The organism is Blattabacterium cuenoti (assembly GCF_014252035.1).
Taxonomy (GTDB): Bacteria; Bacteroidota; Bacteroidia; order Flavobacteriales; family Blattabacteriaceae; genus Blattabacterium; species Blattabacterium cuenoti_Z.
This window is the reverse complement of record NZ_CP059207.1, coordinates 361429-384599: the sequence shown is the minus strand read 5'-3', so window position 1 is coordinate 384599 and position 23171 is coordinate 361429. Positions and strand designations below refer to the sequence as shown.

18 protein-coding genes and 1 tRNA gene are annotated in these 23171 nt (G+C 23.5%); 14 read left to right on the top strand and 5 right to left on the bottom strand.

Annotated features, from left to right (window positions below; genetic code table 11):
* The first annotated feature begins 15 nt into the window (after nucleotides 1-15).
* From H0H49_RS01780 to H0H49_RS01730, 11 genes are all read left to right on the top strand, one after another.
* Nucleotides 16-1140 carry an enolase C-terminal domain-like protein gene (locus H0H49_RS01780; protein ID WP_185864262.1) on the top strand — a complete coding sequence of 375 codons (1125 nt, stop codon included), beginning with the start codon at nucleotides 16-18 and terminating at the stop codon, nucleotides 1138-1140.
* Nucleotide 1141: 1 nt separating this feature from the next.
* Nucleotides 1142-2218 (top strand): AMP-binding protein, encoded by a 1077-nt coding sequence (locus tag H0H49_RS01775; protein WP_185864261.1) that lies wholly within the window; start codon nucleotides 1142-1144, stop codon nucleotides 2216-2218.
* Between the two features lie 164 nt (nucleotides 2219-2382).
* Entirely contained in the window at nucleotides 2383-3120 is a 738-nt protein-coding gene (locus tag H0H49_RS01770) for a phosphoadenylyl-sulfate reductase (RefSeq protein WP_185864260.1), read from the top strand.
* Nucleotides 3121-3147: 27 nt separating this feature from the next.
* Nucleotides 3148-4059, top strand: a complete 912-nt coding sequence (gene cysD, locus H0H49_RS01765) for a sulfate adenylyltransferase subunit CysD (protein ID WP_185864259.1) — start codon at nucleotides 3148-3150, stop codon at nucleotides 4057-4059.
* A gap of 32 nt (nucleotides 4060-4091) precedes the next feature.
* Nucleotides 4092-5351, top strand: a complete 1260-nt coding sequence (locus H0H49_RS01760) for a sulfate adenylyltransferase subunit 1 (protein WP_185864752.1) — start codon at nucleotides 4092-4094, stop codon at nucleotides 5349-5351.
* A 30-nt stretch (nucleotides 5352-5381) separates the two neighbouring features.
* Nucleotides 5382-6212, top strand: coding sequence for a serine O-acetyltransferase (locus tag H0H49_RS01755; RefSeq protein WP_185864258.1), 831 nt, complete (start codon nucleotides 5382-5384; stop codon nucleotides 6210-6212).
* A gap of 13 nt (nucleotides 6213-6225) precedes the next feature.
* Entirely contained in the window at nucleotides 6226-7134 is a 909-nt protein-coding gene (gene cysK, locus H0H49_RS01750) for a cysteine synthase A (RefSeq protein WP_185864257.1), read from the top strand.
* Nucleotides 7135-7138: 4 nt separating this feature from the next.
* Nucleotides 7139-7936, top strand: coding sequence for a uroporphyrinogen-III C-methyltransferase (gene cobA, locus H0H49_RS01745; protein ID WP_185864256.1), 798 nt, complete (start codon nucleotides 7139-7141; stop codon nucleotides 7934-7936).
* Nucleotides 7887-9647 carry a diflavin oxidoreductase gene (locus tag H0H49_RS01740; RefSeq protein ID WP_238784931.1) on the top strand — a complete coding sequence of 587 codons (1761 nt, stop codon included), beginning with the start codon at nucleotides 7887-7889 and terminating at the stop codon, nucleotides 9645-9647. The genes cobA and H0H49_RS01740 overlap by 50 nt, the downstream gene beginning before the upstream one ends.
* A gap of 10 nt (nucleotides 9648-9657) precedes the next feature.
* The gene (locus tag H0H49_RS01735) at nucleotides 9658-11319 is read left to right on the top strand and encodes an NADPH-dependent assimilatory sulfite reductase hemoprotein subunit (protein WP_185864255.1); all 1662 of its coding nucleotides are present in this window, start codon (nucleotides 9658-9660) and stop codon (nucleotides 11317-11319) included.
* A 17-nt stretch (nucleotides 11320-11336) separates the two neighbouring features.
* On the top strand, nucleotides 11337-12848 hold the full coding sequence (locus H0H49_RS01730) for a TSUP family transporter (protein WP_185864254.1): 1512 nt from the start codon (nucleotides 11337-11339) through the stop codon (nucleotides 12846-12848).
* Here H0H49_RS01730 and H0H49_RS01725 read toward each other — a convergent pair.
* Nucleotides 12834-13790 carry an NAD(P)-dependent oxidoreductase gene (locus H0H49_RS01725; protein ID WP_185864253.1) on the bottom strand — a complete coding sequence of 319 codons (957 nt, stop codon included), beginning with the start codon at nucleotides 13788-13790 and terminating at the stop codon, nucleotides 12834-12836. The genes H0H49_RS01730 and H0H49_RS01725 overlap by 15 nt on opposite strands.
* An 11-nt stretch (nucleotides 13791-13801) precedes the next feature.
* Nucleotides 13802-16120 carry a penicillin-binding protein 1A gene (locus H0H49_RS01720; protein WP_185864252.1) on the bottom strand — a complete coding sequence of 773 codons (2319 nt, stop codon included), beginning with the start codon at nucleotides 16118-16120 and terminating at the stop codon, nucleotides 13802-13804.
* Nucleotides 16121-16795: 675 nt separating this feature from the next.
* Here H0H49_RS01720 and coaD point away from each other — a divergent pair.
* Nucleotides 16796-17326: a pantetheine-phosphate adenylyltransferase gene (gene coaD, locus H0H49_RS01715; RefSeq protein ID WP_185864251.1), complete on the top strand. Its 531-nt coding sequence runs from the start codon at nucleotides 16796-16798 to the stop codon at nucleotides 17324-17326.
* A gap of 3 nt (nucleotides 17327-17329) precedes the next feature.
* On the opposite strand, the gene rnr is transcribed toward coaD, so the two are convergent.
* Nucleotides 17330-19315, bottom strand: coding sequence for a ribonuclease R (gene rnr, locus H0H49_RS01710; protein ID WP_185864250.1), 1986 nt, complete (start codon nucleotides 19313-19315; stop codon nucleotides 17330-17332).
* A gap of 159 nt (nucleotides 19316-19474) precedes the next feature.
* Between rnr and H0H49_RS01705 the strand changes: the two genes are divergently transcribed.
* The gene (locus tag H0H49_RS01705) at nucleotides 19475-20296 is read left to right on the top strand and encodes a glycogen/starch synthase (protein WP_185864249.1); all 822 of its coding nucleotides are present in this window, start codon (nucleotides 19475-19477) and stop codon (nucleotides 20294-20296) included.
* A 42-nt stretch (nucleotides 20297-20338) separates the two neighbouring features.
* Nucleotides 20339-22198, top strand: a complete 1860-nt coding sequence (glmS, locus tag H0H49_RS01700; protein WP_185864248.1) for a glutamine--fructose-6-phosphate transaminase (isomerizing) — start codon at nucleotides 20339-20341, stop codon at nucleotides 22196-22198.
* A 7-nt stretch (nucleotides 22199-22205) separates the two neighbouring features.
* On the opposite strand, the gene H0H49_RS01695 is transcribed toward glmS, so the two are convergent.
* Entirely contained in the window at nucleotides 22206-22955 is a 750-nt protein-coding gene (locus tag H0H49_RS01695) for a uroporphyrinogen-III synthase (RefSeq protein WP_185864247.1), read from the bottom strand.
* Between the two features lie 137 nt (nucleotides 22956-23092).
* Nucleotides 23093-23163, bottom strand: a tRNA-Cys gene (locus H0H49_RS01690).
* Nucleotides 23164-23171: the final 8 nt, after the last annotated feature.

Genomic DNA, 23171 nt, shown 5'->3' with positions numbered 1-23171 from the left:
ACATTTTTTATTTTCATGTTTGATTTTGGATCTAATGGTATAAAAATTTTTTTAAGAAAAAAAATATTTTTCTTTAAAAAAGGAATATCTAATGCAAGTAGAATATTTCAATATAATTTAATATACTTTATCATATTAAAAATGAATGATCAAATAGGAATTGGAGAATTTAATCCTTTATTAGAAAAAACTATTAAAACTAATAAATTTATTAATGAATTAAAAAATATTTGTGATAAAATAGTTCTTATCAAAAAAATGGAAATATGTTATTATAAAAAGTATATCTCTTATTCATCTATTATTTTTGGATTAGAACAAGTTTTTTTTTCTTTAAAAAAAAATTTTCCTATATTATTTTATTCTTCATTTTATACAGGTAAATATGGAATTCCTATTAATGGTTTAATATGGAATAATTCTTATTTGGACTACTCTAAAAAAGAAACGATAAAAAAATTAATAAATACAGTAAAATATAAAGTTTCAAAAGGATTTTCATATATCAAAATGAAATTCAATTTTCATTTTTTTGAATATCAATATTCAATGTTAAAAGTAATAAAAAGTAAATATCCATTTTTAAAAATACGAATAGATGCAAATGGGTCTTTTTCTATTAAAAAAAAAAAAGATATTTTATACTACTATATAGATAAACTTTATGAATTAGATATTATAGATTCTATAGAACAACCTATATTATCATATAATAATGATTGGAGTTATATATCAGAAATATGTTTAAAATCAAAATTACCAATTTTTCTAGATGAAGATTTAGTATATGTTAATGGAATAAAAGAAAAAATAAAATTTTTAGACACCATTATGCCACAACATATAATTATAAAACCAAGTATTAATGGAGGATTTTCTGGATCTGAAGAATGGATATTATTAGCTAATAAAAAAAATATTAAGTGGTCTATTAGTTCTTCTTTGGAAAGTAATATCGGAATAAATGCTATTTCTCAATGGATTTTTATCATGAATAAAAAATATAAAAATAATGAAAAACATGGTTTAGATACAATCAATGTATATACTAACAACTTTAAATCACCTATAGAAATAAAAAAAAGTTTTATTTGGTATAATCCTATCATCAAATGGAATGTTGGAAAAAATTTATTTTAAAATGAAAAAAATTGGAATATGGATTGATTTTTTATCAAATAAAGTATTAATAGAAGAAAATTCGCCTTTGCATTGGAGAAATCAAATATTTTCTTTTTTAAATAATTGGTATAATAATAACCCTATTTTAACTACTTTTACTTCTGGTACAACAGGAAAACCAAAAAAAATTTCATTGTACAAACATGATATGTTTGATAGAGCAATCAATACTGTAAAAACACTTAACATAGAAAAAATAAAAATTAGAGGGTTATTATGCCTATCTCCAGATTTTATAGCATCCAAGATGTTTTTAATTCGTGCTATTATTTTTAAATGGAAAATTTATTGCATACCGCCTACTTCTAAACCTTTGAACAATATAAAAGATAGTTTTGATATATCATCTATGGTTCCGATGCAAGTAATTTATAGTTTAGAAAAAATAGAAAATATTAAAATTTTATTAATTGGAGGATCTAATATATCGGAAAATTTAGAAAAAAAATTACAAAATGTTTCTACTAAATGTTATGCTACTTATGGAATGACTGAAACATATAGCCATATAGCTATGAGAAGAATTAATGGTACAAATAAATCATTATTTTACAAAATATTAAAAGATGTAAATATTAGTATAGACAATAGAAAATGCTTAAAAGTTATATTGCAATTTTCCGTAAAAAAATATGTTATACAAACAAATGATATAGTAGATCTTATATCGGATCGTCTTTTTTTTTGGAAAGGAAGATATGATAATATTATTAATAGTGGAGGTATTAAAATAATTCCAGAATTATTAGAAAAATACATCAACCCTTTTATCACCCCCTTTAAAAGAAGATTTTTTATATCATCTGTTTTAGATGAAGTTCTTGGGGAAAAAATCATTCTTATTGTAGAAGGAATTCCTGTTTCTGTAAAAATACCAGATCATATTTTTTATGGAAAAAAAATTTTTTATAAACCAAAAAATATTTTTTTTATATCCAATTTTATAGAAAATTCATTTGGAAAAATAAAAAGGAAAGAAACAACTAAAAAATTAGTTCATAATATTATGATGAATAATAAAAATAAGTTAATATAATTAAAATTTATATTTATCTTGTATAATGATTAATGATTATTATATTTACAAAATAATGAACGAAAAAAATATCTTATATTTGTTCATTACTGGTGAATGTATTTATCCCTTTGAATAATTCGAAGGGTTTTTTTATTTTGTAAACGAATGAAAATGAAGAAAATATGCATGGGAAATCTTTATCAAAAGAATATATCAATGATCTTTATAAAAAGATAGAACCTTTAAAAAATTCTATAGAAGAAAAATTAAAAATTATTTACAATTTATTTCCTAAAAAAGTTGTATTCTCTACTAGTTTTAATATTGAAGATCAGTTGATTTCTCATTTTATATTGAAACATAAAATTCCTATAAAAATATTTACTTTAGATACAGGTAGATTTTTTGAGGAAACTTATAAAGTATGGGAAGACACAAATAATTTTTATGAAACTTCTATTATTGCTTTTTTTCCTAACCATAATAATATAGAAAAATTTTTATCATGTCACGGACCTAACTCTTTCTATAATAAAAAAGAAAATAGAAAAAAATGTTGTTATTTACGTAAAGTAGAACCTTTAAAAAAAGCTTTAAAAGGAAATTGTGTTTGGATAACTGGATTACGTTCAGAACATTCAATAGAAAGAAGTAATCTCAATGAATTAGAATGGGATGATGTACATCATTTAATAAAATATCATCCTCTTTATCATTGGAAATTAAAAAGTATAGAGAAAATAATAAAAAAACATAGGATCCCATATAATTCTTTATATGATAAAGGATACCCTAGTATAGGATGTGCACCATGCACTCGTTCTATAAAATATGGAGATAATTATCGTAGTGGAAGATGGTGGTGGGAAAATAATTCAAAAAAAGAATGTGGATTACATACAAGAAAAAATGATGTTTAATAAATATGAATAAAAAATAGATATGGAATGAAAAATTATCAGTTGAATTATTTAGAAGAATTAGAATCGGAATCTATTCATATTTATAGAGAAGTTGCAGGACAATTTGAAAATCCTGTTCTATTATTTTCAGGAGGAAAAGACTCTATTTTATTGATTCATTTAGCTTTAAAAGCTTTTAGACCTGGAAAATTACCATTTCCTTTACTTCATATAGATACAGGACATAATTTTCCAGAAACAATTGAATTTAGAGATAAATTAATAAGTAATATTAAAGAAAAAATTATTATAAAAAAAGTAGAAGATACTATTTATAAGAAAAATTTATCGGAAGAAAAAGGTACTAGATTTTCTAGTAGAAATAGATTGCAATCTTATACATTAATTGATTCTATTGAAGAATATCAGTTTGATGCATGTATAGGAGGAGGTCGTAGAGATGAAGATAAAGCAAGATCTAAGGAAAGAATATTCTCATTTAGAAATGAATTTGGCCATTGGGATCCAAAATTACAGAGACCTGAATTATGGAACATTTATAATGGAAAAATACATAAGGGTGAAAATATACGTGTTTTTCCAATTAGTAATTGGACAGAATTAGATGTTTGGAATTATATAAAAGAAGAAAAAATATCACTGCCAAATATTTATTTTTCACATAAAAGAAAAGTTATAAATTTTAAAGGAAAATGGATTTCTGTATCTGATTTTATAAAACCTCGTATAGATGAAAAAGTATACGTTAAAAAGTTACGTTATAGGACTATAGGAGATATGACTTGTACGGCTGCTATAGAATCAGAAGCTAGTAATGTAGAAGAAATCATTCAAGAACTTTTAAATACTAAAATTAGTGAAAGAGGACAAACAAGGATAGATGATTCTTTTTCGGAAACATCTATGGAAGATAGAAAAAAACAAGGATATTTCTAATGAAAACTTATATAAATAGTCATAATAAAAAAATGAATACTTTGAGATTCATGACATCTGGTAGTGTTGATAATGGTAAGAGCACTCTTATTGGACGATTATTATATGATAGTAATTCTATTTTAATGGATCAGCTAAATGTTGTTAAAAAAAGAAGTTTAAAAAAAAATAATAACAATGATAATAATATTGATTTATCATTGTTTACAGATGGTTTACGGGCTGAAAGAGAACAAGGAATAACTATTGATGTTGCTTATAAGTATTTTGCAACACCTAATAGAAAATTTATTATAGCAGATGTTCCAGGGCATATACAATATACTAGAAATATGGTAACTGGAGCAACTCATGTAGATTTAGCTATTATATTAATAGATGCGCGTTATGGTATTGTAGAACAAACGCAAAGACATTCATTGATATTAGGCATATTGAATATTCCAAAAATCATACTTGCTATCAATAAAATGGATTTGATAAATTATGATAAAAGTATTTATCAACATATTGTAAATGAATATAAAAATATTGCAAAAAAGGTAGGATTAAAAAATGTTACTACTATACCTATTAGTGCTAAAAATGGAGATAACATAGTAAATAGATCTAAACAGATGAAATGGTATACAGGTCCAACTTTATTATATATTTTAGAAAATACTGTTATTCATCAAAACTATCATTTAGAACCATCAAGATATCCAGTGCAATATGTAATTATTTGTAAAAAAAATAATGGTGAAAATATTCGCGGTTATGCGGGAAAAATAATTAGTGGAACATATAAAGAAGGAGATAAAGTAATAATTTATCCTTCTAAATTTCAAACATCTATAAAATATATAGAAAATGGTAGTATGGATCAAAAAATACAAAAAGTATTTTATCCACAAAGTATAGTAATGTATTTAGAAGATGAAATAGATATATCTCGTGGAGACCTTATAGTAAAAAAAGAAGATATACATCCAACATTTTCTAAAGAATTTGAAGTCATTCTTTGTTGGATGACAAATAATTCTTTTAAAAAAGGTAATAAGTATTTATTTCAAATAAATAGCCTTGTGGTTACAGCTTTAATAAAAGAAATTATTTATCGTATAGATGCGAATAATTTGAAAGTACAAAATAATCCAGAGAATATACAATTAAATGATTTGGTTAAAGCAAAGATAAGGACATCTATTCCAATTCCATATGATTCTTATAATAAAATAAGAGATAATGGAGCATCTATATTAATAGATGATACAAATTATTCTACAGTAGCATCTTGTATGATCCAATAAAATAATAATAAAATTATAATAATAAAGTAAATGTTTGATTTAAATATTTTAGAAATTATATTTGAAAATAACAAAAAAAAGGATTATTTCCCTAATAAAAAAAAGTTAGAATATTTTGTAGATAGTTTATTTAAGTTTCTATTCACTCCTGATAAATCTATTTTGGAAAATAAATTTTTTTTCATAAAAAATTATGAATATTTACAAAATATTTTATGTGAAATTCTTATAGAATTAAATATTGAAAGACAAAATTATATAAATATATGTAAAATATTTTTTGAAAATTTGTCCAAAATATATAAAACGCTAATAATAGATGCTAATTCAATATTAAAATTTGATCCTGCTGCAACAGTAATAGAAGAAATTTTTCTTTCTTATCCTGGATTTTTTGCTACATCTATATATCGTATGGCACATCAATTATGGAAACAAAAGGTTCCAATTATTCCTAGATTGATGACAGAATATGCTCATAGTAAAACTGGTGTAGACATACATGCTTCTGCTGAAATAGGTAAAAGTTTTGTTATTGATCATGGAACAGGTGTTGTTATAGGATCCAGTGCAAAAATAGGTAATGAAGTAAAAATATATCAAGGAGTAACTTTAGGAGCAATTTATGTAAATAAAAAATTAATGAATAAAAAAAGACATCCTACTATAGAAGATAGAGTAACAATATATTCTGGAGCTACTATTTTAGGTGGAGAAACTATAGTAGGACATGATAGTGTAGTAGGAGGTAATGTATGGATTACGAAAAGCATTCCTCCTTTTTCCATAGTATACCAAAAAAATGAAATAAGGATGCGAAATAATAATCCTTTTCCTGACCCAATTAATTTTATGATATAAAAGAATATGAATAATGAAAGTAGATAATATTTTAAAAACTATTGGTAATACACCTCATGTACGAATAAAAAATTTATTTCCAAAACACAAAGTATGGATGAAATTGGAAAGAAATAATCCTGGAGGTAGCATTAAAGATAGAATTGCTTTATCTATGATAGAAGATGCAGAAAAAAAAGGTAAGATCAAAAGTGGTTCTGTTATTATAGAACCTACTTCTGGGAATACAGGTATAGGATTAGCCATGGTAACTGCAGTTAAAGGATATCGTTTAATTTTAGTTATGCCAGAATCTATGAGTGTAGAAAGAAGAAAACTATTTTCTATTTTTGGTGCTGAGTTTATCCTTACTCCCAGGGAAAAAGGAATGAAAGGGGCGATTGAAAAAGCAGAAGAATTATCTCATACAATTTCTAATTCTTGGATTGCTAGACAGTTTGATAATAAATCAAATCCGGAAATACATAGAAAAACTACAGCAAAAGAGATAATTGATTCTTTTCCAGAAGGAATTGATTATTTTATTTCTGGAGTTGGAACTGGAGGACATATAACTGGAATAGGAGAAATATTAAAAAAGAAATTCTTAGATATTAAAATTTATTCCGTAGAACCTATAGAATCTCCTGTTATATTTGGAGGAGAAGCTCGTCCTCATTTTATTCAAGGATTAGGTGCAGGATTTATACCTTCTATTCTAAATGTTGAAATATTAGACGGTACATTATTAGTGTCAAAAGAAGAATCATTTACTTGTGTTAGAGAAATTGCAAAAAAAGAAGGAATTCTAGTTGGAATTTCTACGGGAGCCGTTTTATCTGCTATAAAAAAAAAATTACATGATTTTCCTGAAGGTAGAACTATATTAACATTTAATTATGATACTGGAGAAAGATATCTTTCAGTTGAAAATCTTTTTTAATATAATGAAAAGAAAAAAAGTAATTTTTATATCAGCTGGTCCAGGAGATCCTGAATTAATAACAATTAAAGCAGTTAATCATTTAAAAAAATCAGAAATTGTATTAGTTGATCGCCTAGTTAGTCCAGAATTAATAAAAAAGTATTCTCATTCAAAAAATGAATTTATTTTTGTTGGAAAAAATTATTCAAATAATCAATCATTTAACCAATATGAAATTAATAAATTAATAGTTCAATATGCATTAAAAGGTAAATATGTAATTAGGTTAAAAGGAGGAGATTGTTCAATTTTTTCTAATATTATTGATGAGCTAACAGAATTAAAAAAATATAATATTTCTTATGAAATAATTCCAGGTGTTACTTCTGCTATTGGGGCATCTTCTTATTCAGGAATTCCACTAACTGCAAGAGGATATGCATCTTCAGTACGATTTATCACTCTTCATGATTTAGATTCTATTGATTCTAATCAGTGGATAGATTTCATAAGAACTAAGGATACTTTAGTTTTTTATATGTGTTCAAAAAATATACATAATATATTTGATAAACTTATTAAAAAAAGAAAATATTTTATAAACGAAAAGTTGATGGCAATCATAGAACAAGCTACAACTCCTATGCAAAAAACATATATAGTTAATCTTTCCGATATAAAAAAATTTAGAAATAAAGTTTCTTTTTTATCTCCATCCATCATAATAATGGGGAAAACTGTATCATTATATCATTATTTTAAATGGTTTAATGAAAGCAAAAATAGGAGTAATTATTTTCATAATTATCGTTTTTCATAATTTTTATTATTTAATAAAACTGAAAAAAATGTTACCTGAATCAAATAATCAGATTTTTCTTAAATTAATGAAAGAATCCTCTACAGAAGAAATTATATGGATGTCTGGATATATTTGTGGATTTCTTTCCTTACAAAAAAAGAAAAAAGATAAGGAAGAAAAAAAAATAATACCATTAGTTTATGGTACGGAAACTGGAAATGCAAAAAACTTAGCTTTTAGTATTTATCAGGAAGCTAGAAAAAAAAATATAATATTCAAAGTAATTAGCATCGATCAATATCGTTTATCAGATTTAGAAAAGGAAGATTATTTATTACTAATAATTAGTACGCATGGAGATGGAGAACCACCTTCTTCCGCAAAATCTTTTTTTGATTTTATTCATAAAAAAAATGATCTTAATATAAGTAAATTAAAATATAGTGTTTTAGCATTAGGTGATAAGTCTTATCCTTTTTTTTGTAAAGCAGGAGAAGATATAGATAAACGTTTATATAAAATTGGTGGAACAAGAATTGTTCCATTGTTTAAATGTGATACAGATTATGAAGTAGAATCTAAAAAATGGCTTTTTAATATTTTAAACTTTTTTAAAAAAAAAATAATATATGAAAAATCTTCTTTAAAAAAGAATAATAAAAATAGGATAAAATGTGGAAATATATTAAATAATATTTTATTGTCTGACAAAGAAAGAGGTTCTAATAAAGAAGTATATCATATTGAAATATTAGCTAATAACGAAGTGGAATATCTTCCAGGAGATTCTATAGGAATATATCCAAAAAATCATAAATATGAAATTTTAGAAATATTTGAATTTTTTAAAAAAAATAAACTAAAAGAAAATGAAAAAAATAATATATTAAAAATATTGGAAGAAAATGTAAATATTTCTAATGTATCTGAAAATTTTCTAGAAAAATATTTTTTCTTTTCACATAAAAAAAATTTTTCTATTGAAAAAGATGTATTTATTAAAAAGTACAAAAATTATAGTATTATTGATTTGTTAAAAAAATTTCCCATAAGAAATACATTAAAAGAATTAGTGGATATTATGGAAAATATCAAACCTAGATTTTATTCTATTTGTTCTTCTCCAAAAGTACATAATAATGAAATACATATTACTGTATCTCGTCATTATTTTCAATCAAATGGAAGAGTTATATATGGTCATTGTTCCAATTTTTTATCAAAATTAAAAAAAGGAGATAAAATATATTTTTTTATCCATAAAAATCATTTATTTAAACTTCCATCTAAAGAAAAAGATATAATTCTTATTGGTCCAGGAACTGGTATTGCGCCTTTTCGTTCTTTTTTATATGAAAGAGAATTTACAGAATCTACAGGAAAAAATTGGTTATTTTTTGGGGATCAACATTTTAATACAGATTTTTTATACCAAACAGAGATACAAGATTGGAAAAAAAAGGGGGTTCTTCATTATGTTAGTCTTTCTTTTTCAAGAGATCAAGAAAGAAAAATATATGTACAAGATAAAATATGGGAAAATCGTTTAGAATTTTTTTCATGGATTAATAATGGTGCATACGTATATGTTTGTGGAAAAAGGAAACCAATGAGCATAGATGTTGAGAATATGATTTTAAAAGTTATAGAAAAAGTTGGAAAATTAGATCCAGTTTTATTCATAAATGAAATGAAAAAAAATGGAAGATATTTAAAAGATGTCTACTAAAAATTAAAATATGTTGACAAAAGAAGAGAGAATAAAAAAGAAAAGTAGAGGTCTTAGAGGAACTATTATAGATAGTTTAAAAGATCAACTATATGGAAAATTGCATGATGAAGATCAAATAATTGTTAAATTCCATGGATTATATCAACAAGACGATAGAGATATTAGAGAAGTAAGATCTAAAAAAAAATTAGATAAATCATATTCTTTTATGATACGTCTTCGAATTCCAGGTGGATTAATCAATTGTAAACAGTGGTTATCTATTCATAATATTTCAGAAAATAATTCCACTGGAGTAATCAAAATAACTACTAGGCAAACTATTCAATTACATGGAATTATTAAATCTAAGATTAAACCTACTATTAAATATTTTCATCTTAATAAGTTAGATTCTATTGCTACATGTGGAGATATAAACAGAAATGTTATATGTAGCACATATGTAAAAAAATCTATACGAAAAATCATTTTTGAATATGCTAATAATATTAGCAGGATGTTATTGCCTAAAACAAGATCATATTATGAAATATGGTTAGATGAAGATAAAATATTTGAAAAAAAAGAGGAAAGAGATCCTCTGTATAGAGATAGTTATTTACCTAGAAAATTTAAAATAGCTTTATCAGTTCCTCCTAATAATGATGTAGATGTATTTGCAAATGATTTAGGGTTAATAGCTATTTTAGATAAAGAAAAAAACAAAATAAATGGTTTTAATATAACAGTTGGAGGTGGATTGTCTACAACTCATGGTAACGATAAAACCTATTCCAGATTAGGTACAGTAATTGGTTTTTATAATTTAAAAAAACATCATATTTTGAAAATAATATATGAGGTTTTAACAATTCAACGTGATTATGGAAATAGAACTAACCGTAAATTAGCTCGATTAAAATATACTATAGATAATTATGGGATTTCTTGGTTTAAAAAAAAGTTAGAAGATAGGATAGGATTTTCGTTAGAAAAAGAAAAACCTTTTTCTTTTACAAAAAGAGGTGATGATTTTGGATGGATCAAAGATGATGAAGGATTATGGAGGTATACATTTTTTATAGAAAATGGATTGATTTCTGACAAAAAAATAAAAATTAAATCTACATTATTAGAAATAGCAAAAAATTCTGCATGTAATTTTTTATTTACTTGTAATCAAAATTTAATGATCATTGATATTAATAATGAAAATAAAAAAATAATAGAATCTATTTTATTAAAATATGGAATTCATGATTATATGAATAGTATTTCTTCTATAAGGAAAAATTCTATGGCTTGTGTTGCGCTAAATACTTGTCCACTAGCTTTAGCGGAAGGACAACGTTATCTTCCAAAATTAATAGATAAAATAGAAATTATTTTAAATAAATATCAACTACAAAAAGAAAATATTATTATTCGTATGACTGGATGTCCTAACGGTTGTTCTAGACCTTATTTATCTGAAATAGGGTTAGTTGGATTATCTTATGGAAGATATAATCTTTATTTAGGTTCTAATAAAGAAGGTACTCGATTAAATAAAATTTATAAAAAAAATATGGACGAATCTTCTATTCTAAATGAATTAGATCATCTTTTTAATTTTTTTAAAAAAGAAAAATTAGTAGGAGAAAGTTTTGGTGATTTTTCTTTTAGAAAAAAGTTAACAGTATTATGATAAGATAATTCATTTTTATGAATGATAATAATAGTAAGGAAGAAAATAGATTATTACCTATTTTTTTGCATTTAGAAAGACTATCTTTTCTGATTATTGGTGGAGGAAAAACAGCTTTAGAAAAGCTTAATACTGTATTAATAAATAATCCGGATACAAAAATAAATCTTATTGCATCACATATAGATAAAAAAATTTATCAATTAGCTAAACTATTTAATGATATAAAGATTACTAAAAAATTTTATGGACACCTTGATTTAGAAAATATTGATGTAGTTATTGTAGCTGTGAATAATCCTATTTTAAGTAAAAAAATAAAAAAAGATGCAAAAAAAATGCATAAAATAATAAACGTAGTTGATACTCCTGAACTTTGTGATTTTTATATGGGGTCTATTGTACAAAAAGGAAATATAAAAATAGCTATTTCTACTAATGGTAAATCCCCTATTATAGCTAAAAAATTGAAAGAATTTTTTTTGTATGTATTACCAAATGAAATAGACGATATATTAATAAACATGCATGATATTAGAAATCGATTAAAAGGTGATTTTGAGCACAAAGTAAAAGTATTACATTCAATAACTGAAAATTGGTTAATAGAAAATAATAATAAATATATTAATAAAAATTTAGAAAATAAAAACTTAGTAAGTTATTTATTAGTTATAATTACGTTAATTAACATAGTTAGTTATTTTTTACATACATTATTTATAAATGTAAGTAGTACTGATTTTCGGTTTATTTTTTTATACTTTTTTAATCAAAATTTTTTGTATTTAATATTCACTGGTTTTTTTGCTCAACTTGTTGATGGAGCAATAGGGATGGGATATGGGCTTACTTGTACAACTATATTAATGTCTTTTGGAATACCGTTATCTACTATTAGTGCTAGTATACATACTGCAGAAATATTTTCTAGCGGAATATCTGGATTAAGTCATTATAGAATGGGAAATGTTAATAATAAATTATTTAAAATACTCTTAATACCTGGTATTTTAGGTTCTATTATTGGGGCCTTTTTACTTTCTAAATTTGGTGATAATTATGCTTTTTATATTAAACCAATGTTAGCTATTTATACTTTTTTTTTAGGAATAAAAATATTATTAAGAACATGTAATTGGAATAAAAATAATAAAAAAATAAAAAAAATAGGATATTTAGCAGGTTTGGGAGGTTTTTTTGATTCTTTTGCAGGTGGTGGGTGGGGTCCTTTTGTTACTAGTACTTTAATTTCAAAAGGTAGGACTCCGAAATATGTGATAGGATCAGTAAGTTTATCGGAATTTTTTGTTACACTTTCAAGTACTTTAACTTTTTTTTCTTTATTAGGTATAAATTATTGGAAAATTGTTTTCGGATTAGTATTTGGAGGTATATTTGCTGCTCCTATAGCTGCTAGAATATCAGGAAAGCTTCCTATAACAACAATATGTTTTTTTATAGGAATATTGGTTATAATATGGAGTATAAAAATTTTATATCATTCAATTATATTAATATTTTTTTAATTTATCATTTAAAAAAATGATTTTTTCTATTATTTTTTTATCCATTTTATATTTTGATTCTTTTGTATATCCGGCAATATGAGGTGTTAATATAATTTTTTTAGAATTAATAAGATAAAAGATATCTTTTCTGTATTTTTTTTCATAAAAAATATTTTCAAAAGAAAAATTTTCATATTCTAAAACATCTAAACATGCCCCATATATTTTACCATTTTTTAATGCTTTTATAATATGATTAGTAATTAAGCATTTCCCACGAGATGTATTTATCAGATAAAAAGGTTTATTAAATTTTTTTATGAAATTATAATTTATCATATATTTTGTCATGGGAGTATATGGAACATGTAAACTTAATATATCAGATTTTTTAAATATTATATTCATATTTACTTGTTTTGCATATATATTTCCTACATTTGGTAAAATATCATAACACAATGTTTCTTTAGTATCAAAACCTGATATTTTTTTTGCGAATGATTTACCTGTATTTCCATATCCAATAATACCTACTGTTTTTCCCATAATTTCCGTACCTCTATTTTTTTCTCTGTTCCATTTACCTTTTAATATTTCTCTATTAGAAACAATAATATTATTCATTATACATAAAAGCATTCCTATAGCATGTTCTGCTACGGCATCTTTGTTACCTTCTGGAGAAGATATTAAAGTAATTCCTTTTTTATTAATATATTTTATATCTATATTTTCTATTCCAGAACCTATACGAGCTATAAATTTTAGTTTTATTGCTTTATTAATAAAATATTTATCTATTTTTATTCTACTTCTTAAGATAACACCATCATATACAGATAAATTTATTTCTTTTGGAGAAGAATAAAAATTTTCATCACAAATAAAACCTTTCTTTTTTAATTTATATATAATAAAAGAATGACCTTTTTCTAAAATTAATATTCTTTTTATCATATAATTATAATTTATTTTTCTGAATCGGAATTACTTTCAATATCTATAATATTTTCTAAATTATCATTTTCTTCTGAATTTTCTGAATAAGATTCATCAATTTCCTTTTTTTTGTTTTCTTCATTTAGAATGTAATTATTTTCTTTATTTTCGACATTTATTTCTTCGCATTTATCCCAATAATTGTTATAATTTTTTGGTTTATGAAATAATAATTTATTGTGATATATTAATTTGATGTTTTTATATATATGATTCATATAATATGCCCATATTGGAAGTGCCATATTAGCACCTTGACCTAATTTTATATTATTAAAATGAGAAAATCTATCCTCCCATCCTACCCATACTCCAGTAGTTAAATTAGGTATCATTCCTATAAACCATCCATCTGAATTTTCATTAGTGGTTCCTGTTTTACCTGCTATTTCTCCTATTAAATTATATCTTTGTAATCTTCTAGCCGTTCCATATTTAACAACTCCTTGCATTATTTTTAACATGATATATGCAACTTCTTCGTTAAGAACTTTTCTTTTATTTATATAATAAAAATTATCCTTAATAATATTTCCATTTTTATCTTCTATTTTTAAAAGAAGACTAGGTTTTACATAAAATCCATAATTTGTAAATGTATTAAATGCACCTGTCATTTCATATAATGTTATATCTGCCGAACCTAATGCTATGGATGGATGTTCAGGTATAAAAGATTTTATTCCCATTTTTTTTGCTAATCTAATTACTGGCTTTGGAGTTATTTGTGATATAAGACGAGCAGATATAGTATTAACAGATAAAGCTAATCCATCTTTTAATGTAAGGAACCCTCCGTATTTTCCATTAGAATTTCTAGGATTCCATTTTCCTAAATGAAATTTTTCATTCGAAATTTTCGTACAAGGATTATAATGTAATTCATTAATTGCAGCTGCATATAATATAGGTTTAAAAACAGAACCAACTTGACGTTGTGTTTGTGCAACATGATCATATTGAAAATAATTAAAATCTATACCACCTACCCATGCTTTTATATATCCAGTGGATGGTTCTATCGATAAAAGTCCTGCTTGCATAATGCTTTTTTGATATCGAATAAAATTCCATGGAGAAATTAATACTTTTTTTGAACCATTCCAAGTAAATAATTTTATTAATCGTGGTTTTTTAAATTCTTCTATAATTAATTTTTCCGTAAAACCTTTTTGTTTTAAATCTTGATATAATTGTGTTCGATGCATAGCAGATATAAGAATTCTTTGAGTTTTTTCTTTAGATATATTTGAAAAAGGCGCATTTTTATTTCTTTTTTGAGAAATATCGAATAAAACTTGCAAACTTCTAAGATGTTTTTTCACAGATTTTTCTGCATAATATTGCATTCTTGAATCAATAGATATATATATTTTTAATCCACTAGAATAAAGATTTAGTTTTTTTCCTGTTTTTATTTCATATTCATCTAATGAATCCTGAATTTCTTTTTTTAAAAATTCACTGTAATAAGTAAGTAATTCAAAATCTTTTTTCTGTATTTTAAAATTTATTTGTATAGGTTTATTTAATTGTTCTTTATATTGACGTTTATTTAAAAAATTATACTTTCTCATTTGAGAAAGAACCAAATTTCTTTGTTTTTTTGCTCTTTCAGGATAATTTTTTGGATTATATAAAGAAGGATTTTCTAACATTCCTACTAATGTAGCACATTCTCCAAGATCAAGGTCAGATGATTTTTTATTGAAATAAGTATGAGCAGCTGTTTCAACTCCTTTTGCATTATACAAAAAATCAAATTTATTATAATACATAGCAATAATCTCTTCTTTTGTATAACGTTTTTCTAATTCAATTGCCATTACCCATTCTAAAAGTTTTTGATGTATTCTTTGCAATTTATTTTTTGCTGATTCTCCTGTAAATAGAAGCTTTGCTAATTGTTGAGATATTGTACTACCTCCTCCTTTTTTTCCTAATGAAAATATTGCTCTAAGAAAAGATTTTATATCAATTCCAGAATGGTGATGAAAACGAATATCTTCTTTAGCTATTAAAGCATTTATTAAATTTTTAGGTAGTTGATTATAAGTTACTAAAGTTCTATTTTCAGAAAAAAATCTACCTAGCAAAATACCATTTGTATCATAAACTTCTGATCCTATTTCCATTGTAGGATTTTCAATATCTTTAGTGTTAGGTAAAGGACCTAAATAACCTTTAAAAGCTGCATAAAAAATTAAAAAAATAGTAATAATTCCTAAAAAAAATGGAAACCAAAAATAAAATATAAGTATACGAAAAAAATTTACTTTTTTATGCACGTATAATTTTTTTATAATAAAAAAACAATAAGTTGATTATTTTTATAGATAAAAATATTATCTCTATTTTTTGAATATAATTTCGTATTGATAATTCTTCTAATAAAAGATAATATATTTTATTTTTATTAATTATTATTTTCAATGATTTTGTTTATTATTTATTTCGTATTTATTTAGGATTATTAAATAATGTAAAAATTACATTTTTTAAATGTATCAATTTTCATATATTCAACAATTCCTTTTTTTTAGTATATATGAAGTACCATTATTACTAATATAAAATCGGGAACATAAATATGTATATAATTCATCATAATTAGACCAACATTTTAATTACAGTTTAGTTAATTTTTTTTTGTATCGTAGTTTTTATGTATGATGTATTATTGTTATTTCATTTCGTAATACGAACTTTTTTCTCATATACTTGATATTATATATTAAAAATTTTTTTATTTTACCTTGTATATCTACAACATATTAATACTACATATTTTTGATTTTACTATTAACCAATGTTGTTTTTTTTCAATTACAATTCATAGAAAATATTTTTATGTATCAATTTTAAATTGCAATTATACAAGGTTACATTTTTTATTATTATTAAAAAATGATTTTTACATTTTTCTTAAAAAAAGACAAAAATAAAATTTTTTTATATTATTTATGATTTTAGATTTAGATAAAGTGAAAAATAATAGAAAAAAAATAGCTATATTTCCTGGATCTTTTGATCCAATAACTATTGGTCATTATGATATTATTATAAGATCTTTAAATTTATTTGATAAAATAATAATAGCTATTGGAAATAATTTTAAAAAAAAATACATGTTTCCTCTTTATAAAAGGAAACAATGGTTAAAAGAAACTTTTTTAAGTCCATCTTTTAACGAAAAATATTATTCTAATAATATAGAAATAGACTCATTTAATGGCTTAATGATTCCTTTTTGCATGAAAAAAAAAGTAAAATTTTTATTAAGAGGAATAAGAAATCAACTAGATTTTGAATTTGAGAAAAATTTATTCTTTATAAACAAAAAACTATCAAAAATGAATTCGTATTTTATTGAAACTATTTACTTATTATCATCTTATGATAAATCTTATATTAGTTCATCTTTTGTAAGGGAAATTATAAAAAATAGAGGAAATTACACAATATTTGTTCCACACGCTGTGAGAATTAATTGATTTTTAAAATTTTTTTTCTATCCAATCAAGTATAATTTGTTTTTTTTCAATATTTACATCTAATAATCTTACTTTTATTTTATCTCCTAGTTGATAAGTTTTTTTGTTTTTTTTCCCAACTATACTATAATTAGTATTTGATAAAGTATAATGATCTCCTTTAATATTACGTAATTTTACCATTCCTTCTGTTTGAAAAGATAATAAATCAATGTATACACTCCAATCTGTAAATCCTGTTATAATTCCATCAAATTCTTTACCTAAAAATTTTTTTAAATATTTTACTTGCAAATATTTAGAAAATTCTCTTTCAATATCTATAGCTAAACGCTCTCTATTACTACAATGTTGTGACTGTTTTTCATAAAAATCTGTTGTTTTAATTTTGTTTTTTTCATTTTTTTTATTATTTCTTATTTTTAAAAATGAATATAATAAACGATGAGCAATAATATCAGAATACCTCCTAATAGGAGAAGTAAAATGAGTATAATAAAGAAAAGATAAACCATAATGGCCTATATTATTTGTAGAATATTTAGCTTTACTCATAGTGCGTAAAACTAAATTTTCTATCATATTTTGTTCTGGTTTACCTTTAGATTGTTTCAATAATAAATTAATAGAATTCTTTAAATTTTTTGAATCAAAAGAATAACCTAAAGGTTTGATAATTTTTTTTAGAAAAAAAATTTTTTCATAATCAGGTTTATCATGGACTCTATAGATGTATGGAATTTTTGTAGAATTTTTTTTATTTTTACTCACAAATTCACAAATTTTTTTGTTTGTCAATAACATAAATTCTTCTATTAATCTATGAGATTCATTACATTTTTCTAAATATAAAGATATAGGATTTTTATTCTCATCTAAACAAAATTTTACTTCTTCTTTTTCAAGAAAAATTGCTCCATTTTTTAGCCTATTTTTTGTTAACATTTTAGATATGCGAAATAAAGTATAAATTTCTTCATGAAAATCTCCTTTTTTTTCATCTATAATTTTTTGAACTTCATCATATGTAAATCTTTTATCAGATTGTATAATAGTTTTTCCAAACCAATTTTTTAATATTTCTCCTTTATCATTTATATTGAAAATAAATGAAAAACTTAATTTTTCTTCTTTTGGTTGTAAAGAACAAATATTATTGGATAATATTTTTGGAAGCATTGGAATAACTTTCCCCACAAAATAAATAGAAGTTGCTCTATAATACGCTTCTCTGTCTAAAATACTTCCTTCTTTTACATAATGTGTTACATCGGAAATATGAATTCCTATTTCCCAAATATTAGAATTAATTTTTCTGACTGAAATAGCATCATCAAAATCTTTTGCATCTATAGGATCTATAGTAAAAGTAGTAACATTTCTCATATCTTTTCTAATAATAGATGATGCATTATCATTTTTACTTTTTAAAAATATTTTATTTGCTTCATTTTCTACTTCTTTAGGAAATCCTGTAGGGATTCCATATTCTTCTAATAAAGATTGTATTTCTGTTTTATATTCTCCAGGTTTTCCAAATATTTTTATTATTTTTCCTAAAGGTTTTTCAGAATTATTTGGCCAAGATATTATTTTAACCAAAACTTTATTATCGTGATATTCTTTTTTTAAATTAGTTTTTATTAAAATATCTACGTGTAATTTATGTACAGTAACTGATCCATAATTATATTTTGACTGAAAGTTTAATTTTAGTATTCCAATAAAATTATTTGTTTTTCTTTTTATTATTTTTATAACTTCTCCTTCCAGTTTATTTTTACGATATTTTTTTAATTTTATTTTTACTAGATCTCCTTCTAGAGATTTGTTTATTTTATATTTAGATATATAAATTTCTTTTTTATATTCTTTTGTTTTCACAAAAGCAAATCCTTGATGTGTAATATTAATAATTCCAGTAAGGAAATTATTATGTTTTTTAATTTTTTTAAAAGAATGTTTCTTTTTTCTATTTTCTGATTTCATAAGTTAATGAAAAGACATATCAATAAAATTTACAATCTACAAGATTTTATTTTTAAAATAAATGATTTAATATTTTTATATTTAAGTTCAGGTATTGGATATTATTCATTATCTTTGCAATGATCCGTTTTTTTTGCAACATATTAAATAACTCTTAAGATGACAGGCAAACGTATATTATATGTTTCTTCGGATTTATTTCCATTTTCTTCAGAGAATATAATATCTTTATCAGTTTTAAAAGCTGCCAAATTTATGCAGTCAATAGGAAATGATGTACGTATATTTATGCCTCGTTTTGGAGTAATAAATGAACGAAAACACCAGTTACATGAAGTAATTCGTTTATCTGGTATAAATTTAACTATTAATGAGATAGATCAACCATTATTGATAAAAGTAGCTTCTGTTCCTAATGCTAGATTGCAAGTCTATTTCATAGACAATGAAGAATATTTTAAAAGAAAAGCTATATATGAAGATGAAAGCGGAAATTTTTTCACTGATAACGACGAAAGAACTTTATTTTTTACAAAAGGAGTTTTAGAAACTGTAAAGAAATTGAATTGGAAACCTGATATTATCCATATATATGGATGGATTACTTGTTTTATTCCGTTATATATAAAAAATTTTTATAAAAATGATCTTTTATATCAAAATTCAAAAATTATTGTATCTATTTATAACAAACCATTTAAAGGTTATTTAAATAAAGATATTCTGAACAAGATAAAAAATGATGGAATTAAAACGAATAAATTAAAATTATTAGAGAATCCTAATTACTTTAATATTATAAAATTATGTATCTATTTTTCAGATGCTATGATTAAAGGAGATATTTCTCTTCCTAAAGAAATAGAAGATTTATTAAATATAAATAAGTTCTTGGTATTAAAATATTATCCTATAGAACAAATAGAAACTGTTTATGAGAAGTTTTATAAAAAAACTGTTTTAGAACAGATTGATATATAAAAATTTATAAAAACTTATAATTAATTCATCAGTTTAAACATAATGTGTGGAATAATTGGTTATTTAGGAGATAGACAAGCTTATCCTATTCTTATAAATGGTTTAAAAAAATTGGAATATAGAGGATATGATAGTTCCGGTATTGCCATTTTTTGTAAAAATGGATACAGTTTATATAAAACTAAAGGAAAAGTTGATGAATTAGAAAAGAAAATTTCTTCCTATAAAAAAAAAATAAAGGGGACTACCGGAATAGGTCATACTAGGTGGGCAACTCATGGTGTTCCAAATGATTTAAATGCACATCCGCATGTATCTAATTCTAGTGAACTAATTATGATACATAACGGAATTATAGAAAATTATCATGCAATTAAAGTTATTTTATTAGAAAACGGTTTTACTTTCAAAAGTAAAACAGATACAGAAGTATTAGTTAATCTTATAGAATACATAAAAAAAGAAAACAAATTATCTTTAGAAGAAGCTGTACGAATTTCACTAAATGAAATAATAGGTGCTTATTCTATTGCTATAGTGGATAAGTCACAACCAGAAACAATTATCATAGCAAAATTGGGAAGTCCTCTTGCTTTAGGAATTAATAAAAAAGAATTTTTTATAGCATCAGATCCAATTCCTTTTATTAATTATACTAAAAATGCTATCTATCTAAAAGATGGAGAAATGGCGATTCTCAGAAAAAATAAAGAATTAGACCTCAGAAAAATTAGAGATAATTACAAACTTAGTCCAATTATTAATAAATTGAAAATTAATTTAAAAGAAATAGAAAAAGGCGAATATAAATATTTTATGTTAAAAGAAATATATGAACAGCCAAAAACTATTTCATATACTCTACGTGGTAGATTAATAATTTCGGATAAAATTATTTGTGTCAATGGAATTGAAATTAATAAGGATATTTTTATCAATGCAAAATCTATAACAATAGTAGCATGTGGAACATCATGGCATGCTGCTTTGATTGGAGAATACTTATTAGAACAGCTAGCTAGAATTCCAGTAGAAGTTGAGTATGCATCTGAATTTAGATATAGAAATCCTATTATAGATAAAAATGATTTGATCATTGTAATATCACAGTCAGGAGAAACTGCAGATACTTTAGCTGCATTAAAATTAGCAAAAAAAAAAGGAGCTTTTGTTTTTGGAATTTGTAATGTAGTTGGATCATCCATTGCACGTAATGTAAATGCAGGAATTTATACACATGCAGGTCCAGAAATCGGTGTAGCCTCTACAAAAGCTTTTACAGCACAAATTGCTGTATTAATTTTATTATCTCTAAAACTAGCAAAATATAGATCCACAGTAAATGAAAATAAATATCATTCATTATTGAATGAACTTACAAATATTCCAAAAAAAATGGATAATATTCTAAAAATAGATAGACATATCCATATTATAAAAAATATATCAAAAGTATTTCATAATGTTAATAATTTTCTTTATCTCGGTAGGGGGATTAATTTTCCAGTAGCTTTAGAAGGAGCTTTGAAATTGAAAGAAATATCTTATATTCATGCGGAAGGATATCCTGCAGCTGAGATGAAACATGGACCTATAGCTTTAGTTGATGAGAATATGCCTGTTGTTATTATAGCTACAAAAAAGGGATGTTATGAAAAAATTATAGGAAATATACAAGAAATTAAAGCTAGAAAAGGTAAAATCATTGCAATAGTTAATGAAGGAGATATTCAAGCAAGTATTATGTCAGATTATGTGATAAAAATTCCAGAAATTTCCGAAGAATTGAGTCCGTTATTAACTGTAATACCATTACAATTATTAGCTTATCAAATTGCTTGTATTCGAGGAAAAAATGTTGACCAACCAAGAAATTTAGCAAAATCTGTAACGGTAGAATAATAATTAATTAAATAGTTATTTTATTTGATTCTTTTATATATTTATTTAGTGCCATAGCCATAGAGGGAAATTCTGGAGTTGGAACTTTAATTTCTATTTTTAATCCTGCTTTAGATGCTGCATCTAAAGTATTTTTACCAAAAGTAGCTATTTTTACATTTTTTTGATGAAAATTTGGAAAGTTATCAAACAGTGATTTAATTTCTGCTGGACTGAAAAAAACTAATATATCATAATATATATTTAAGTCTGATAAATCACTGGAATAAGTTTTGTATAAAATACCTCTTTTCCAAAAAACATTTACTTCATTTAACATATGAAGTATGTCTGATTTTAATATATCAGAAGATGGTAAAAAAAATTTTTCTTTTGGATGTTTTTTTATATAAGGTATTATATCTTTAAATGATTTTTTACCAATATAAACTTTTCTTTTTCTGTAAACGATATATTTATGTAAATAGTATGCGATAGCCTCATTTTGACATATATATTTCATAGTTAATGGGACTTTGAATTTCATAGATTTAGCTAATCTAAAATAGTGGTCTACAGATTTTTTACTTATAAAAATAACTACAGTAAAATCAGAAAAATTTATTTTTTGTTTTCTAACTTCACTGCATGAAGCACCTTTTATTTCTATAAAGGATCGAAAGTCTATTTTCACATTTTTATTTTTACAAAGTTCTATATATGGAGAACTAGATCCTACAGAAATAGTTTGTGAAATAAGAATATGATTTATCTTCATTAAGAATATAAAAGAGATTTACATATTAATACACAAATGTATATAGAAAATATATATAAGTAAAATTTTATTTTAATTTTTGATTAGTATTTTTTTTATTTATTCTAAATTTATTATTCATTCTATAATATTCAATAAGGCACTGAGCGGAATCGAACCGCTATAAAAGGTTTTGCAGACCTCTGCCTTTCCATTCGGCCACAGTGCCAGTTTATT

Excerpts from the sequence above, each read along its gene's own strand:
- H0H49_RS01780 (WP_185864262.1), top strand. The coding sequence starts at position 16 with ATGTTTGATTTTGGATCTAATGGTATAAAAATTTTTTTAAGAAAAAAA.
- H0H49_RS01775 (WP_185864261.1), top strand. The coding sequence starts at position 1,142 with ATGAAAAAAATTGGAATATGGATTGATTTTTTATCAAATAAAGTATTA.
- H0H49_RS01770 (WP_185864260.1), top strand. The coding sequence starts at position 2,383 with ATGCATGGGAAATCTTTATCAAAAGAATATATCAATGATCTTTATAAA.
- cysD (WP_185864259.1), top strand. The coding sequence starts at position 3,148 with ATGAAAAATTATCAGTTGAATTATTTAGAAGAATTAGAATCGGAATCT.
- H0H49_RS01760 (WP_185864752.1), top strand. The coding sequence starts at position 4,092 with ATGAATACTTTGAGATTCATGACATCTGGTAGTGTTGATAATGGTAAG.
- H0H49_RS01755 (WP_185864258.1), top strand. The coding sequence starts at position 5,382 with ATGTTTGATTTAAATATTTTAGAAATTATATTTGAAAATAACAAAAAA.
- cysK (WP_185864257.1), top strand. The coding sequence starts at position 6,226 with ATGAAAGTAGATAATATTTTAAAAACTATTGGTAATACACCTCATGTA.
- cobA (WP_185864256.1), top strand. The coding sequence starts at position 7,139 with ATGAAAAGAAAAAAAGTAATTTTTATATCAGCTGGTCCAGGAGATCCT.
- H0H49_RS01740 (WP_238784931.1), top strand. The coding sequence starts at position 7,887 with ATGAAAGCAAAAATAGGAGTAATTATTTTCATAATTATCGTTTTTCAT.
- H0H49_RS01735 (WP_185864255.1), top strand. The coding sequence starts at position 9,658 with ATGTTGACAAAAGAAGAGAGAATAAAAAAGAAAAGTAGAGGTCTTAGA.
- H0H49_RS01730 (WP_185864254.1), top strand. The coding sequence starts at position 11,337 with ATGAATGATAATAATAGTAAGGAAGAAAATAGATTATTACCTATTTTT.
- H0H49_RS01725 (WP_185864253.1), bottom strand. The coding sequence starts at position 13,790 with ATGATAAAAAGAATATTAATTTTAGAAAAAGGTCATTCTTTTATTATA.
- coaD (WP_185864251.1), top strand. The coding sequence starts at position 16,796 with ATGATTTTAGATTTAGATAAAGTGAAAAATAATAGAAAAAAAATAGCT.
- rnr (WP_185864250.1), bottom strand. The coding sequence starts at position 19,315 with ATGAAATCAGAAAATAGAAAAAAGAAACATTCTTTTAAAAAAATTAAA.
- H0H49_RS01705 (WP_185864249.1), top strand. The coding sequence starts at position 19,475 with ATGACAGGCAAACGTATATTATATGTTTCTTCGGATTTATTTCCATTT.
- glmS (WP_185864248.1), top strand. The coding sequence starts at position 20,339 with ATGTGTGGAATAATTGGTTATTTAGGAGATAGACAAGCTTATCCTATT.
- H0H49_RS01695 (WP_185864247.1), bottom strand. The coding sequence starts at position 22,955 with ATGAAGATAAATCATATTCTTATTTCACAAACTATTTCTGTAGGATCT.